The sequence below is a fragment of the Actinoallomurus bryophytorum genome (assembly GCF_006716425.1).
Classification (GTDB): Bacteria; Actinomycetota; Actinomycetes; order Streptosporangiales; family Streptosporangiaceae; genus Actinoallomurus; species Actinoallomurus bryophytorum.
In genome coordinates this window covers 2,665,491-2,681,128 of sequence record NZ_VFOZ01000001.1, presented here as the reverse complement: position 1 = coordinate 2,681,128, position 15,638 = coordinate 2,665,491, and the positions used below count along the sequence as shown (strand labels likewise).

10 protein-coding genes, 1 tRNA gene and 1 pseudogene are annotated in these 15,638 nt (G+C 66.6%); 5 read left to right on the top strand and 7 right to left on the bottom strand.

Annotation, left to right across the window (positions count from 1 at the left end):
* Nucleotides 1-158: 158 nt before the first annotated feature.
* The 5 genes from FB559_RS12610 to FB559_RS45475 form a co-directional block, all read right to left on the bottom strand.
* On the bottom strand, nt 159-1,352 hold the full coding sequence (locus FB559_RS12610; protein ID WP_141955782.1) for a Wadjet anti-phage system protein JetD domain-containing protein: 1,194 nt from the start codon (nt 1,350-1,352) through the stop codon (nt 159-161).
* Nucleotides 1,352-4,798, bottom strand: coding sequence for an ATP-binding protein (locus FB559_RS12605; RefSeq protein ID WP_141955781.1), 3,447 nt, complete (start codon nt 4,796-4,798; stop codon nt 1,352-1,354). Before FB559_RS12605 ends, FB559_RS12610 begins: the two co-directional genes overlap by 1 nt.
* A complete protein-coding gene (locus tag FB559_RS12600; protein WP_141955780.1) occupies nt 4,795-5,499 on the bottom strand; it encodes a DUF4194 domain-containing protein in 705 nt (234 codons plus the stop codon). Before FB559_RS12600 ends, FB559_RS12605 begins: the two co-directional genes overlap by 4 nt.
* Nucleotides 5,496-6,956, bottom strand: a complete 1,461-nt coding sequence (locus FB559_RS12595) for a DUF3375 family protein (protein ID WP_141955779.1) — start codon at nt 6,954-6,956, stop codon at nt 5,496-5,498. The genes FB559_RS12600 and FB559_RS12595 overlap by 4 nt, the downstream gene beginning before the upstream one ends.
* A 351-nt stretch (nt 6,957-7,307) precedes the next feature.
* Nucleotides 7,308-7,910, bottom strand: a complete 603-nt coding sequence (locus tag FB559_RS45475; RefSeq protein WP_425455062.1) for an SbcC/MukB-like Walker B domain-containing protein — start codon at nt 7,908-7,910, stop codon at nt 7,308-7,310.
* On the opposite strand from FB559_RS45475, the pseudogene FB559_RS12585 reads away from it, so the two are divergent.
* Nucleotides 7,824-8,998, top strand: a pseudogene (locus FB559_RS12585) (IS256 family transposase). The gene FB559_RS45475 and the pseudogene FB559_RS12585 overlap by 87 nt on opposite strands.
* 493 nt (nt 8,999-9,491) lie before the next feature.
* A complete protein-coding gene (locus tag FB559_RS12580; RefSeq protein WP_185792163.1) occupies nt 9,492-10,853 on the top strand; it encodes a recombinase family protein in 1,362 nt (453 codons plus the stop codon).
* A gap of 148 nt (nt 10,854-11,001) precedes the next feature.
* On the opposite strand, the gene FB559_RS12575 is transcribed toward FB559_RS12580, so the two are convergent.
* Nucleotides 11,002-11,087, bottom strand: a tRNA-Leu gene (locus FB559_RS12575).
* A gap of 350 nt (nt 11,088-11,437) precedes the next feature.
* On the opposite strand from FB559_RS12575, the gene FB559_RS12570 reads away from it, so the two are divergent.
* From FB559_RS12570 to FB559_RS45470, 3 genes are all read left to right on the top strand, one after another.
* Complete coding sequence (locus FB559_RS12570) at nt 11,438-12,745, top strand: M20/M25/M40 family metallo-hydrolase (protein WP_141955778.1); 1,308 nt, start codon at nt 11,438-11,440, stop codon at nt 12,743-12,745.
* Nucleotides 12,746-12,926: 181 nt separating this feature from the next.
* On the top strand, nt 12,927-13,628 hold the full coding sequence (locus tag FB559_RS12565; protein ID WP_141955777.1) for a hypothetical protein: 702 nt from the start codon (nt 12,927-12,929) through the stop codon (nt 13,626-13,628).
* 111 nt (nt 13,629-13,739) lie between these two features.
* Nucleotides 13,740-15,233, top strand: coding sequence for a chaplin (locus FB559_RS45470; protein WP_141955776.1), 1,494 nt, complete (start codon nt 13,740-13,742; stop codon nt 15,231-15,233).
* Between the two features lie 176 nt (nt 15,234-15,409).
* Here the strand turns inward: FB559_RS45470 and FB559_RS44565 are convergent, their stop codons facing one another.
* Entirely contained in the window at nt 15,410-15,595 is a 186-nt protein-coding gene (locus FB559_RS44565; RefSeq protein WP_141955775.1) for a DUF5703 family protein, read from the bottom strand.
* Nucleotides 15,596-15,638 lie beyond the last annotated feature (43 nt).

Below are 15,638 nucleotides of genomic sequence, written 5' to 3'. Positions count from 1 at the left end.
GCGCAGCGCACGAACCGTTGTTTGCTTGCTCGGATGGGAAATTTCTCCGAGCCTAATGGTGCCCGGAATGTGGATTTAGTGTTCGTGTCTTAGGGCCTTTGCATAAGCCGCAGGGTCAGTACGCCGACATCTGCCTTGACTCGCGGATACTACTGCGCCTAGTCGGCGACGCTTTTGTCCATGGTGCGGTTTAGCTGATCGAGGACGAATGGTGACGGGAGGCGTTCTTGCTCTAGGCGTAGGTAGGTGCCGTGTTCTGTAGATAGTGCGGTCAGGGCGGCGGCTTCGATGTCGGTGAGGTTCGGAACTGGCCTGTCGGTTTGTGTCTTGTCCTCGACGGCAAGAGCTCTGTGCTTTTCGAGGGTGACCTGGTCCATGAGGACGGAGCGGAGGTGTGGCAGCCGGGCACGAGCACGTGATAGCAAGGTGAACCCGGCGCGGTCGAGGTCTCCCCAGTACATGTGCCGCGCACCGTCCAGCCAGCCGATCTCGTCTAGGACGTTGAGGTGGTTGCCAAGCGAGTGGACGATCACGGTCCGGGGTCGATCGGGGACCAGGTAAGCGGACTCCTTGTTCTCGACGATCACGATCGTCTCGGGGTGGACGGGCAGCGCGTCAATTTCCGGCAGGGGTGCGCTCAGATGCCGCAAGCCGCCCACGAGCGAGCGATCGGCGGGGTCGGCCAGGATCACATCGACATGAACCGGCAATGCCTTTAGCCCGAGCGGGTCCAGGTCGTCTTGTTCTAGTTCTTCGCCTGGCTCGTCGGCGTGTGGTTGCTCGGTGATGTGGAGGCAGGCCAGGACGAGCCGGCGGTTCCGGGCAAGCCACTTGGTGTGCATGCCCGGGACGGGCACCTGCCGGATCGTCAGTCCGGAATGCGGGTTCTTGGTGAACCATTTGGCGGCCTGGAGCAGAATCTCGAAGTCGGCATCGTCCAGGTTGACGATCTGCTGCAACCAAGGGCGCAACCGTTCTTCGACCACACCGCCCGGTAGAGCGCGGATCCGTGACCACCTGAAGTTCGCCCGCCGCCAGTGGCTGGCGAGACCGTCGTCGAGGACGACGAGGTCGTCGACCGTGGGAAGGTCCAGGTGGGTGAATACCTCCTGGGCGCCCACGGAGGTGCGGCGCGTGACGCTGCGTAGCCGGGCGTGCGGGTGCGCCTGCGCCCAGTTTCGCCAGACCCGCATCCACCGGCCGACAGTGTCGGACTCGCGGGCGATTGCTTGCGCTGACGGTGTGGCAAGGGGAAACGAGAACTGAGCGTCGGTTCCGTCCAGCAGCCAGTCGCGCCAGTTCTTGCGATACCGGACGCGAACCTGGTCCATGACATGATCGGGATCGCGCATCAGTTTTGTTCGTCCTCCAGTTGCAGCGCCTCCGTCATCGTCATCGGGTAGATGCGCACGCGGGTGGGGTCGTCCGCATCGATGTTGATGTAGGCGACGGACTCTACGTAGTCCTCGAAGGCGGTCGCCTTCTCGCGAGGCGCACCCACGATCAGCTGGAAGCCGAGGGCCCTCAGCGCGGACAGGGACCGGCCGGTGTAGTCGCTGTCGGCCTTGACGAACCCTTCATCCAGGATAATTGACGCGTAGCTGGGCGGACCTTCGTGGCCGTCTCCGAGGCGGAACCGCAGGGCGGCGCCGAGGATGAACGCGATCAGCTCCTGTCCTTCGCCGCCGCTCATGCCAGAGACACCGTCATGGACGACCTTGACCCCGTCAGGCCGGGTCTCGATGGCTTGGAACTCGACGTGTTCGCGGGCGTCGAACACGCGCCGCCGCCATGCGTCCCCGACTCGCGATTGGTCGTCGAGTTTGGCCAGGTGCTTGCGTAGCCGGGTGAAGGACTTCTCCACTTGGTTGGCGTCCCGTTTGGTGTCCATGCCGACGGTGTTGCTGGTGTACCGGATGATGATCTGGCGGAAGTCCTTCAGATCGCTGCTTGGTCGCTCGACTGATTCCATGCTCAACGTGGCGTCCTGCCGGAACCGTACGTGGCGCAGCACGTCGTTGATCGGGGCCAGCCCTCGCTTGATGCTCCGCGCGTCGTCGTCGATCTGGACGAGCACCCCGCGCAGTTGCCGGTTCATGTCCTCATCGACCTTCGCAAGCCAAGCGTCCTTCGCGCGGGGCAGGTCGTCGGTCACCAGTTGCTGGTAGATCGCCAGCAACGCGGGCAGGGAGTCGATCGTGCCGTCCGTCTCGCGTGCGGTTCGTTCGTCCAGGTTCCGGTAGGCCGCGATGTGGCCCACCACGGCAACCTCAAGTTTCTCCCGGTCCCCTTTGTGTCGTTCGACCTGCTGGCGCAGGTTGGCGATTGCGGCCGTCAAGCTCGCCGCGACCCCGGTGGTGCCTGTCGGCGCGGTGAAAGGGGTGGCGGCGAGCGCGGCACGCTCGTCGTCGGTCAGCGGCGGCTCTGCGCCGACGCAGTCCTTCGCGTCATCCACGACCGAGGCGAGCTCGCCCCATTCCCTGTTAAGTCTCTTCTGTTCCTCCTCAAGTCGTTTCACTTGGCCGCTCGCCGCGACCGCCTCGTTGCGCTGTTTCTGCAACAGCTTCGTCAGGTGCGCGACCTGAGGAGAGTTTGCCTGCGCGAACTGGGTTTCGAGCTCGCCCATCCGATCCTTCGCGACTGACGTGTCGATCCGGTCCCAAGTAAGGTCAATGCGGAGCGCCCGCAGCTCCTCCAGCCGGGCGCGAGCCGACTCGCGTCGCACGTCGGCCTCATTCGCCGACGCGTCGGCGACCCGGAGCTCGCGTTGGATCGACTCGAGCTCGTCGTCTAGCTCCTGCAGCAGCCGGCGGGTGTCCCACCCGACCCAGGGGTAACGCAGGCGACGATCGTCCTTCGTGAACCGATGCCGGGCGCCGGTGCGCATACCGGCCGGGCTGATCGCGCCCCGAGCCCATACGGGACGCTCGTCGTCCAGCTCGGCCTCGGTCTCCACGCAGAAGTAGTTCGCGGTCTCGTTCAGCTCGCCTGCGAGCCACCCCTGGAACGGGTGGTCGGCGATATCGAGCAGTGCTGGGACCCCACCGTCCATCGGGGCGGGTCTCGATGCGCCGGAGACGGCGGGGGCAATGGTGACCGAACCTCGCATGTCGTGGTCGTGCACGTACCGCCGCACACGCCCGAACTCGCCGCTGTCGACCAGGAGGGTGCTCGACAACGGCAGAAGCAGGCCGACGACGGCCTTCTCCCACCCACGATGCTCGGGTTTGAGCTGTAGCAGCTCGCCGGCGTACCGGAGCCGACCGATCTCGATGTCAAGGTCGGACGCGATCCGGTTGCGGCGCGCATCGGCGTCCTCGGGGATGAGGCTACGTCGTGTCCGCAGCCCGGCGATCTCGCGCTCCTTCGCCTCGACGTCGCTGCGGACCTGCCAGAGCCGACCAGCGGCCTTGCTGACAGCCTCGGAGGCTTCTTTCAGCGTCTTCGCTTCCTGGGTGACAAGGTCATCGAGGCTGGCGTGCGTGAGCGTAACGTCGCCTGGTGAGACGGGCAGGGACAATCCGAACACGGACAGGCCACTCTCGAACCGCCGCCGTTCCGCCTCGACCTGCCCCAACGTTTCCTTCGCACGCTCGAGCTGTAGCTGGATAAGCCCCGAACGGTCGCCCCCGGCCGCGGTGAGCTGGTCGATCGTGTCCTTCTCCCGCCGGTCGGAGACTTCAGCCGCTTTCACCGCGGCCCCGTGCTGATCGTCGACCTCCGCCTTGGCGAGACGGTTGTCGTCGACGGCGATTTCGGCCCACTCGGCGACCCTCTCTGCGTGCCACACATGAATCCGAGTTGGGCCATCGCCGTCACCGATCAGCAACCCGTTCTTGGCCACGTAGTCGGCGCCCGCCGCGTGGTATTTCTCGGCGATTGCTGGAAGGGGCGCGAGCGTTTCGGTACGGCGGCGTGCCGTCTCGAACTCCTCATACAGTCGTGATGCCTCCCGGTATGCCTCGAGTGCGACGTCCCATCGGCTCAGTGCGAGTGGCTGCATGAGCACGAAGTCCTTGAACAGGGCGTTGATTGAGAAGATTCCCTTGGATGCCTGGGCGCGCCGCAGCAGCTGCATGGCCAGGCGCTGTGACTCGTCGGTGGAGCCCATGCCCATGACGGTCCGCATCTTCGCGTGCACACGTGCCTGCGAGGAGTCCACCGCATCGCCCCGGGCCGGGTCGACGAGACGTTCCAGGGACGTCTTCGACAGCGGGGAGGCGCCCTGGCGGACCGCGGTGATCCCGTTGAGCTGCGCCAGGTCGAAGTGGTCGTTGACGAATCCATACACGGTGGCGGTATTGATCGCCTCCGGCCCGTCGGCGTCCGGGCCGACCCACGCCAGTCGGAAAGCAGTGGCGCGACGCCCGTCACGGGTTTCCCACGTGATCGCGGCACCGCTGGGGAAGCCGGGCCCGCCGGGCGGTCGCAGGTAGTTCGTCGTCGCGGAGCGCCGGTTCTCATCCTGCCTCTGGTCAGTGTGACCGCGCGCGTACGAATAGACGGTCCGTTCGCGCTTCTTGCCGCGGTCGTCGCGGGCAGCCTGATTGAACTCCTGTGGATTAGGCAAGATCACCGAGGCCATCGCGTCCAGCAAAGTGGACTTGCCGCGCCCGGATGGGCCGACGATCGCGGTGCCCGACCGCGCCACGGTCATGGTCTGCAGCCCCGAGTACGCACCCCAATTGAGGACCTGCACCTGGCATATGCGGAACTGGGCCGGGCCTTGCCCGTCGGCGACGAGCAGAGGCAGGACATTCTGCTCGATCGGTCCCGCAGCCGCGTCGGTCGAGGTCACGCGAGGCCCTCCCCAGTCTCGTCGCCCGCTGACTCGTCAGTCGCGCCGGCTGCTTCGGCGGCCCGGATGAAGTATTGCTCGAAGCGCATCATCTCGTCGGCGCCGATCAAGGGCACGACGGCGGGCGAAACCGTGAACAGGTAGTCGGCGTCCGGATCCTGCATCAGCAGCTTCAACTCGGCCACAGCGCGGATAGCGGCGTCCACGCGGCCCTCAAACTTGGCCTCGTCGCCATCGCCGTCCTCCCGGAACGGGCGCAGGAACTCGGCCACCTGAGCCCGGGTGATCACGACGGGGTCATCGGTCGCATCCGTGTACGTGTGCTCCTTGCGAAGGTGTATCAGCAGCAGGGACGCATCACGTTGCAGCGGTCTGTCGCGACGCAGCAACCTCGGCGCGTCCTCGGCCGGGTCCTGCCGCTTGAACGCCACTTCGTAATCCCTATCGACGATAAGGAGCAGGAACATATCCGCGAGGCGCTCACGGATCTCGTTCTCGTGCGCCAGCAGCGCGTCCCACGCGGATCGGTTACCAGATCGGGTAATGAATCGCCTGGTCAGCAGCGTCGCCAGCGCCCGACGCGCGGCAGTCGGCAGATGAGACCCGCCGGGGCTGTCCGCTTCGTCGTCTTCGATGCCGGACTCATCCAGCTCGTCAAGGTCGTCGTTAGACGAGGAGTCGTCTTCGATGCGCGCGCTCACTGGCGGACCTCCTTGACAGGCACTGGGGCGTCAAAGACGAGGTGAGGCAGCGTGGCCATCAGGGCGGTAGCCCGGTCTCCGGACAGTCGCACGGTCTCGTCGAGGTCGGTGTCGACCTGCCCGTGCACGACGGCAAGGTCGAGCAGGCTCACCAAGGTTCCCAGGCGCTGGAACTCAGCTGGGGTGGCGTCGTACACCTCGGCACCGGTCACCACCGGCCGGTTGGCGAGGAGCTTGTTGATGGTTCGTCCGACGGCACGCGGGCTGGTACCGGCGGCCAGCCGAAGGGCGGCTCGGTCCTCGGTGGGAAGCGTCCGGTGCTGCCCGGTGACTTCGACGACGACCTCCTGTGGGCCGTGGTCTCGCCATAGCTGGGTCTGGGAGATGTCGATGACGGCGAGAGGGCCCACGCCGAGCACGTCCTGCGGCACGTGCCGCAGCCCAGGCTCGGCCTGTACCCAGATGGCGCCGGCGTGCAGGGCGCGGTCGGCGAGGTTCAGCAGCCGCTGGTGTCGCCCATGGGCGGCGCGCGTCAGGAAGCGGCGCAGCGATGCGGACCAGCGCAAGTAGCCGTTCTGCACGTCGAGCTCTGCCGCGAGGAGGGTCGAGAGCATGCTGTCGAGTTCTTCACGTTGCGCGGCAGTCATGTGCTCGCGCGCGAACTCCTGGGCGAGAACCTGGTCGATGTCGGCGCGGATCTGTTCGGTCTGCCTAGACGACAGCAGCCGCGAGAACCCGAGGTATGCCGCGCCCTGGCTCGTCTTTGACAGCAGATCGTTCTCGCGAAGGTACTCCTCGACGAGGTCCGCCTTGGGCGGTCCATGGACCATGGCCCGCCGCGCGACCTCCTGGTGACGGTTCTCCACCATGGTGCGCAGCTGCCGGAAGTCAGCAGGCAGAGACCGTGTCATACCGAGAATCTCGCGCAGCTGCTGCGTCATCTCCTCCAGAGTCGCCAGGCGCACCCGGCCGGAGGCGATGTCGTCGCGTCTCTTGCGCAGCTCGGCGATCTGCTGATCGATTCGTCGCACCTGGACGCCCCGATCCGGACTGGCCATGTCAGCCAGGAGCCGTACCGCGTGCGAGATAGAGCCGAGGCGGGCGCTACTGACGGTCGTCTCACCTTCGACAAGCTCGCGGACGAACCGCAGCGCTCGCAGCGAGTACGGCGACAAGCGGTACCTTAAGCGTCCGTTGAGCGTCTCGGTCTCCAGCCAGCGCTTCTCAACCCAGTCGCGGCAATATTCGGCCGGCGTGACGTTGCCTTGCCACTCGGGGATCTGTACGCGCGCCTCGGAAACCCGTTCGTGGAACCACTCGGCGGAAACCGACCCGTCGGCCTGTTCGAGATGCTCAGCGAACAGGGGCAGCACCCAGTCCCTCGAGTACGCCTTAAGTAGCATCAGAGTCGGATTCGAATCCAGCGCCGCCCGGATCCGTTCGCTTGTGATCTCCATGATCGCCAATCGCGTCGGGCTTCGTGCCAACACCGCTGAGCCTGCCGGAGCCCACTGACAAAATGCGTCCACCCGGGCCTCGGGCCGCGCTGATTGCCGCGTGTAAGTGTGACCGATGAGTGAGACCAGACTTGGCGGTGTGCGGCAATCCTGCACTCATGTGGCACTTGGCATGATCAGACGCTCGAGGTTCGGACCTGCATTGAAAAGATTCTAAGGGTAAACGTTCAATACCTCTTGATTGATGGTTTTGCGTAGTTCATGCAGAATTCTTCTTTCGAATCGCGTATTTCCCGCTAGGTTCGGCTGGTGCACCGCTCAAATCGGACGCCCGAATTCATAGATTAATGTTCACGCGGGCTGGCTATCGGTGAGGCCGAGCAGGCCGGACTGGGCGTGGTCGTAGACGAGGGCGTCGCGTTCGGGGCCAGTCAGCCAGCGGGTTTGGGATCCGGTGGCGGCGCGTTGGACCCACAGGACGTCGTCGACTGCTTCGGCCACGGCGTGTAGGTGGCTGATGACCACGACGAGTTTGTCTCCGTTGCTTTCGTCGCGGAGGACGGCGAGGGCTGAGGCTAGCGTGGTGGAGTCGAGGGCGGCGAAGCCTTCGTCGAGGAACAGCGAGCCAAGGCGGGCGCCGTTGCGGCTGTGGAGTTCAACGAGCGCGAGCGCGAGGGCGAGGGAAGCGAGGAAGGTTTCGCCGCCAGAGGGACTGTAAGACGTTCGGTGTAACTCCCGATCATGGAAGATGCACCGATGAGCAGTGAGTACGTATCCGAGTCGGCGACCGCTTCGGAGGCGGTGCCGGCCAAGCCGGTTGATCAGCGGTTGGTCGATGAGCTGGTCGACCGGGCCCAGACCGAGGGCGTGCAGTTGACCGGTGAGGGCGGGCTGCTTCAGCAGCTGACCAAACGGCTGTTGGAATCCGCGCTGGAAGGTGAGATCACCGACCATCTCGGTTATGACAAGCACGACCCGGCAGGCCGTAACACCGGAATTCTCGTAACGGGTCCCGGTCCAAGACCGTGCTGACCGATGTCGGCCCGGTCGAGCTGGAGGTGCCGCGGGATCGTAACGGCAGTTTCGAGCCGAAGATCGTGGCCAAGCGGCAAAAACGTCTGACCAGGGTGGATGAGATGGTGATCTCCCTGGCGGCCAAGGGTCTGACGACCGGGGAGATCTCCGCGCATCTGGCCGAGGTCTATGGAGCCCAGGTCTCCCGGCAGACGATCTCCACGATCACTGACAAGGTGATCGAGGGGATGACCGAATGGCAGAACCGGCCCCTTGACGTGGTGTACCCGGTGATTTTCATCGACGCCGTCCACGTGAAGATCCGGGATGGCCAGGTCGCCAATCGCCCCGTCTACCTGGCCCTGGCGGTCACCTGTGAAGGTCACCGCGACATTCTCGGGCTGTGGGTCGGTGACGGCGGTGAAGGTGCCAAGTATTGGCTCCATGTACTCACCGAGATCAAGAACCGTGGCGTCGCCGATGTGTGCATGGTCGTCTGTGACGGCCTGACCGGACTTCCCGATGCCATCGGAACGGTGTGGCCGGCCGCGATCACCCAGACCTGCATCGTTCACCTGCTCCGCAACAGCTTCCGCTATGCCGGACGCCAGCACTGGGACGCGATCGCCAAAGCCCTCAAGCCCGTCTACACCGCCCCGACCGAGGCCGCGGCCAAAGAACGGTTCGCCGAGTTCACCCAGGCCTGGGGCGTCAGGTATCCGGCGATCATCCGGCTGTGGGAGCACGCCTGGGCCGAGTTCACCCCGTTCCTATCCTTTGACCCCGAGATCCGCCGGATCATTTGCTCCACCAACGCGATCGAGTCGGTGAACGCCCGGATCCGCCGCGCGGTCAAAGCCCGCGGTCACTTCCCCAACGAGCAAGCCGCGCTGAAGTGCGTCTACATGGCCGTGACGAGCCTGGACCCCACCGGCGCCGGACGAAAACGCTGGACCATGCGATGGAAACCAGCACTGAACGCCTTCGACCTCGCCTTCGACGGCCGCTTGGCCGCCGGACGTAAGTAACCCCCACAACCCGAGTTACACCGAACGCTGGACAGACCCACGCCCGGCGGGCAGTGGTCAAAGAGGCCAGGCCTGGGGCGATGTCCAGGTGCGATCCCAGCGCGAAGGGTGACCGCGGCGAGGACCTCGCCGCGGGGCCGATGGGGTGGAGCTGGCGTTGGGTCTGGGCGCTCTGATGATCACCTTGGCGCTGGCGTCTCCGGGCTCTTCGTACCCACGTTCAGTGGCTGGCGGACTACAAGAAACGCGATAAGTGCCGCTAAATAGTAATTAGTGTATCGGCGAGTGTGGGCGACGAGTTAGGTACGGCAGGTGATTCTGTCGTTTGTTATATATGTGCATCGTCTTTCGTGAATGCTGGAATCGCAGAGTTGTGTTGGGTTCGGTGAGAGGTACGAGTTATGGCTGTGTGGGTGCCAAGCGTGCTGGCGGAGGCGGCACAGGATGCGGGTGACACGCTCTGGCGTGGGCTGAACGGTTCGCCGATCAGCAGATGGTGCCCAGAAAGGGCGGGCTGCGTTTCGCGTTCTACGGGCGGGTGTCGACGGAGGATCGTCAAGATCCGGTGACGTCGCGGGCGCGGCAGCAGAATCAGGCTGCTGCACTCGTCCGCGGGCATGGATGCATCGTGGCTGAGTTCTTCGATGTGGGGCGGAGCAGGGTGCTGCCGTGGGCGCGGAGGCCGGAGGCTGCGGCTTTGGTGGCGGCGATGGCGGATCCTAATCGCGATTTCGACGCGATCGTGGTGGGGGAGTACGAACGGGCGTTTTACGGCAACCAGTTCAGCCTGATGGCGCCACTGTTCGCGCATTACGGCGTCCAACTGTGGATGCCCGAGGTCGGCGGCCGGGTCGATTTTGAGGCTGAGGGGCATGAGCAGCTGATGATTGGGCTGGGTATCCAGTCGAAGCGAGAGATCACCCGCACGCGGATCCGGGTGAGCACCGCGATGGCCACCCAAGTTCGCGAGCAGGGCCGGTACCAGGGAGGCCGTCCTCCCTACGGCTACCGCCTGGTGGACGCGGGCCCGCATCCTAACCGTGCACATGCCGCCTGGGGGCGCCGAGCCCATCGGCTCGAACCGGATCCTGATACCGCGGCGATCGTGAAGTGGATATTCGCTCAGCGGCTGGCCGGTCACAGCGTCGCGCGGATCGCGCGGGCGTTGAATGAGATCGGAATCCCCTGTCCGTCGGCGGCCGATCCAGAACGGAATGCGCATAGGTCTGGGCGTGCCTGGCCGCTGACGACCGTGCGGACGATCCTGGCGAACCCGCGTTACACCGGCCGGCAGGTCTGGAACCGGCAGCCTGCCGCTCATGATCTGATCGATCCGGCCAACACCGGGCTCGGGCACCGGCAGGTGCAGCGATGGAACCTGCCTGATGGCTGGGTCATCTCCACCCGGCCCGCCCATCCAGCGCTGGTCAGTGAGTCCGATTTTATCGCGGCTCAGAACATCCGTGCCCCACGCGGTAACCCCAGCCCCGATCGGTGCTACCAACTCGCCGGGTTGCTGGGCTGCGGGATCTGCGGGCGGCGCATGGAGTCGTGCTGGGCGATCAACCGGGTCGCCTACCGCTGTCGGCACGGACACACCAGTGCGTCCAAGGCGGATCCGGACCGGCCGAAAAACCTCTATATCCGTGAGGACCGGATTCTGCCCCACCTGAGAGCCCTATGGGTCCTGCTGTCTGGGGCAGACCTCGAACCGGGCACCGTTCCGCCGGCCACCACCGAGGTCATCAGCCACCTGCGATCCCAGAAGATCACTCTGACCTACGACCCCCAAGCCAGCGCTCTACAGGCAGACACACTGCAGGAGGTGAGGATCACCCTCGACCGCACACGCTGATACGCCTACACGCGACCACGGCGTACCGCTCTACATGCGGTGCCGATGACACCGGCGGGAAGCAGAGTGCGATTCGATGCCACACCGAAACTGGGCATCGAGAGGCGCTCCGTCATGTCCGAAAATAACCGGACATGTACAAATAGTGTGTCCGAGGGGGGACTTGAACCCCCATGCCCCGTAAAGGGCACTAGCACCTCAAGCTAGCGCGTCTGCCTATTCCGCCACCCGGACGTGGTGCGCCGCGCGGTCACCCGCGGCGGCTGCCACACGATAGCAAATCCCCGGTGATGCCGCGAAGTCACGTGCCCCACTGGGGTGGGGGCTCAGCGGGGATCGCCCTCGGCAGGCGGACCACGGGATCGGCGTCGCGGTCGGCTGAGCGTCTAGGTGCCACGGCCGGACGCGTGAAGACAGACCCCCCGGCCACCGGAGGCCCTCGAAAGCAACGATGCCCGGTAAACCGAGGGAGGAGTCCGGCTCGCATGCGCGGAGGGTGACTGCGGGAGGATGGAGGTCAGGAGTCAGCGAAACCCCGCCACCGGCTGCGGCGTCGGCCACCGGAGGCGTAAGGAGGAGAGACCGTGAGCAATCCTTCGGCGGAGGACGAGGTCGTCGAGCTGTGCAGTGACCTCATCCGCATCGACACGACCAACCCCGGGGACCACAGTGGGCCGGGGGAGCGGAAGGCCGCCGAGTACGTCGCGGACAAGCTCGCCGAGGTCGGGCTCGAACCCAAGATCTACGAATCGCACTCCAAACGATCCAGCCTCGTCGTACGGATCGAGGGGACGGACCCGCAGCGGGACGCGCTCCTCATTCATGGGCATCTCGACGTCGTGCCCGCGCAGAAGGAGGACTGGACCCGTGACCCCTTCGGCGGGGAGATCGCCGACGGCTGTGTCTGGGGGCGTGGGGCCGTCGACATGAAGGACATGGACGCCATGATCCTGGCCGTGATGCGTGAGCGCCTCAGGCAGGGCAGGCGACCCGAGCGCGACATCGTCCTGGCGTTCCTGGCCGACGAGGAGGCCGGCGGCAAGTGGGGCGCGCACTGGCTGGTCGACAAGCATCCCGAACTGTTCGAGGGCTGCACCGAGGCCGTCGGCGAGGTCGGCGGCTTCAGCCTGACCCTCCCGAATGACGAGCGCCTCTACCTGATCGAGACGGCCGAGAAGGGCCTCGCCTGGATGCGCCTGACCGCGCGAGGAACCGCCGGGCACGGGTCGATGGTGCACCGCGACAACGCCGTCACCGCCCTCGCCGCGGCCGTGCAGCGGCTGGGTGACCACGCGTTCCCGATTCAGCTGACCAAAACGGTGAGAGCGTTCCTGGAACAGGTCTGCGACGCGACCGGTATCGAATTCGACCCGGCGGACGCGGAAAAGATCGTCGAGAATCTCGGGCCGATGAGAAGAATGATCGGCGCAACACTCAGGAACACCCTCAATCCCACCGTTCTCGAGGCCGGCTACAAGGCGAACGTCATCCCTCAGAGCGCCGTGGCCCAGGTCGACGGCAGGTTCCTGCCCGGCCACGAGGAGGAGTTCTTCGCCACGGTCGACGAGCTGCTCGGCGAGCACGTGAGCAGGGAGTTCATCCACCACGACATCGCCGTGGAGACGGAGTGGGACGGGCCGCTGGTCGCGGCCATGGGGGCGGCGCTGCGCGCCCACGACCCCCAGGCGCGCCCCGTGCCGTACACCTTGTCGGGCGGTACGGACGCCAAGTCATTCGCGACTCTCGGCATGAAGTGTTACGGCTTCGCGCCGCTCAAACTGCCCAAGGATCTGGACTTTTCCGGAATGTTCCATGGCGTCGACGAACGCGTCCCTCTCGACGGACTCCGCTTCGGTGTGAGAGTTCTCGACCATTTTCTAGATCACGTCTGAATCCGCCACTTCGATCGCTCTCCGTGGTGCTACGGTAACCGACCGTACGGAACGCATCCGCGCTCCGTGAGGTGGTCGACGCCAAGGAGGGCGCGTGGTTCCTGGACGGTCGCGGGTGCGGAGGCTTGCCTCTGCGGTCGCATGCTGTCCGGGCGTCCTGCCGATGATGCGACTACCGGTGATGCGATCCGTCGCACGGCCGGTGACCAGACGCCTGCTGATGATGGTGGGCGTCGCGGTCGCCGGCTGGCTGCTCGGAGTCGCCGGCCAGGCACACGCCGACCAGGCACACGCCGACACCGTTCCGGGGGCACGCCTTCCCGGCGTCGCCGTGCGGACCGAGCACGTGACCGCGACAGCGGCTCGCGTGCTGGGCGAGCGCCGCGTCGTCCCGGCCGTGCGGAAAGCCGGAGCGGTCCTTGCGCCCGCCCGTCCATCGGCGATCCTCGCCCTGCCACCCGCGGTGATCGACAAGCTCGGCGAGCTTGACAAGTTCGACTCGCCGCGGCCCCGCACGCCGGTGGGCTCGGCCGGACCTTCTCGGACACGACGGCACGGCGATGCCGGTTCCCAAGCCGGAGTCTCCGGCGGACCGGTGAGCCACATCGGACCGCACGCCGTAACGGGGGCGTCCGAGAAGGCTTCTACCGATGGCGCGACGCATACGGCGCCGTCCTTCCCCAGGCAGCCACGACCGCTGCCAGAGCGGGGGCACGCACTGCCCCCGTCCGCCGGCGACGGCGGCACTCACCAGGCCGGGGTCCGTCGCAAGACCGAGCCGGGTACGGCCTACAGCCTTCCCGCCATCCCCATCCTGCGCATCGGGACACTTCCCCCGGCCGTTCGCACCGCGGCGGACGAGCCCTCCTTCTCCCCTGACTGACCCCACCACCGGTCCGTACGGACCGGTCTGAGACACGTCCACGTTCCAGCGGCCGTGTCCACCACCCCGAGAAGTTGTTCGGTTAACCCTGTCCAAAATGAGGAGCAACACATGCGTAAGTGGGCGAAAGGCACGACACGTGCCGCCCTGCTCACCGCGAGCTTCGTCGCGCTCGGGGCCGGTCCGGCCCTCGCCGACGTGACCAACGGCGACGGCAGCATCCTGGGCGGTAACCAGGTCAATGCCCCGATCTCCGTTCCCGTCGACATCAGCGGCAACGCGCTCGCGGTCCTCGGCCACTCTGTCGCCGGCTCGACCGGTGGCGCGGCAGTCCACGGCGCCGGCGCCGGCTTCGGCGGCGGTCACAGCCGTACCTCCGGCCGCCACAGCATCGGTGGCGGCAACCAGATCAACGCACCGATCAGCGTCCCCGTGAACGCCTGCGGCAACGGCGCCGCCGTGCTCGGCGGCGCGCTCGCCGGCTGCCGCGGCGGCAGCCTGGTCGGCAGCGGCGGCTACGACGACGACGGCTACCACGGCGGCGGTCACAACCGCACCTCAGGTCGCCACAGCATTCTCGGCGGCAACCAGGTGAACGCGCCGATCACCGCCCCGGTCAACGTCTGCGGCAACAGCGCCGCGGTGCTCGGCGCCGCGCTCGCCGGCTGCCGAGGCGGCGCCACGGCCGCGGGCCTCCCCGGAGGCGGCTTCCACGGCCGTACGTCCGGCCGGCACAGCATCGGCGGCGGCAACCAGCTGGACGCGCCGGTCAACACCCCCGTGAACGTCTGCGGCAACGCCATCGGCGGCCACGCGCTCGCCGGCTGCCACGGGGGAGCGTCGGTCGCCGGCTTCGGCGGCAGCGGCTTCCACGGTCGTACGTCCGGCCACCACAGCATCCTGGGCGGCAACCAGCTGCACGCGCCGGTCAACGCGCCCATCGACGTCTGCGGCAACACCGCGGCCGTCCTCGGCGACGCCGTCGCGGGCTGCGCCGGTGGCGCGGGCGTCGTCCCGGGCGCCGGCGGCTACTACGGCGGCTTCCACGGCCGTACGTCCGGCCGGCACAGCATCGGCGGCGGCAACCAGGTGCACGCGCCGATCTACGCGCCCGTGGACGTCTGCGGCAACGCCGCCGCCGTTCTCGGACGGTCCCTCGGCAGCTGCGGCGCCGATGGCGGCTACAACGGCTACAACGGGGACGACTGCATCACCCCGTCGAGCGCCCGGATGAGCGGCCTGCCGCAACTTCCGGTCGACCCCGACTCGCTCGGCGCCGGCGCCATGCCGGTGGCGATGGGCGCCACGCCCGCGCTCCCGAAGCTGCCGGTCCGTCCGGCGAACCTCGGGCTCCCGGGCAAGTCGCTCGACCTGTTCGGCCGGTCGATGACGCCGCAGTCCTCGCCCGTGCAGAACCTCACCGGCGGACTGCACGTCCCGTCGGTCGGCGGCCCGCCGAAGGAGCTGCCTCCGGTCAAGATCGCCGCGGCCGAGTCGTCGACGAGTTCGCAGAGCGGGGCACTTCTCGCGCTCGTGCTCGGTGGCCTGTTCGCGGCCTCGGCCGGAACGATCTCGGTGGCGCGCCGGATCACCGGTCGCCGCTAGCGAAAAGCCTTGCGGGGCCTGGCCTCGCAGGGTGAAGCGGTAACGCCTTGCCTGCCCCGGAGCCACGGCCCGGGGCAGGCAAAGCCCTATTAAAGGGACGACTGCTCCCGGATCGCCTCGGGTCGCGCGTTCGGCACATTGATGTAGCTTCGTAGGAGACAAGGGGTGGCTGCCGGTCAGAAGGTACGCTTCGCGCGAATCACCTTTCGGCGTAGTTGGATTCGGCGTCTGCCGTCCGGGTAGACCCGGACGCGGACGAGCTCCCACCCACCACGCTCGGCGTGCTCGACCAGGATTTGCCTGGCGGCATCCCGTGTGGTGCCACGCGGCAGACGCAGTACTAGGTAGGAGTACTCAAGCATTGCCCTTATTCTGCTCCGTCTAGGGTCCTAACGGGGGGCACGG

Coding starts and splice junctions, on each gene's coding strand:
- FB559_RS12610 (WP_141955782.1), bottom strand. CDS start 1,352: ATGCGCGATCCCGATCATGTCATGGACCAGGTTCGCGTCCGGTATCGC.
- FB559_RS12595 (WP_141955779.1), bottom strand. CDS start 6,956: ATGGAGATCACAAGCGAACGGATCCGGGCGGCGCTGGATTCGAATCCG.
- FB559_RS45475 (WP_425455062.1), bottom strand. CDS start 7,910: ATGGTCGGTGATCTCACCTTCCAGCGCGGATTCCAACAGCCGTTTGGT.
- FB559_RS12580 (WP_185792163.1), top strand. CDS start 9,492: ATGGTGCCCAGAAAGGGCGGGCTGCGTTTCGCGTTCTACGGGCGGGTG.
- FB559_RS12565 (WP_141955777.1), top strand. CDS start 12,927: ATGCGATCCGTCGCACGGCCGGTGACCAGACGCCTGCTGATGATGGTG.
- FB559_RS45470 (WP_141955776.1), top strand. CDS start 13,740: ATGCGTAAGTGGGCGAAAGGCACGACACGTGCCGCCCTGCTCACCGCG.
- FB559_RS44565 (WP_141955775.1), bottom strand. CDS start 15,595: ATGCTTGAGTACTCCTACCTAGTACTGCGTCTGCCGCGTGGCACCACA.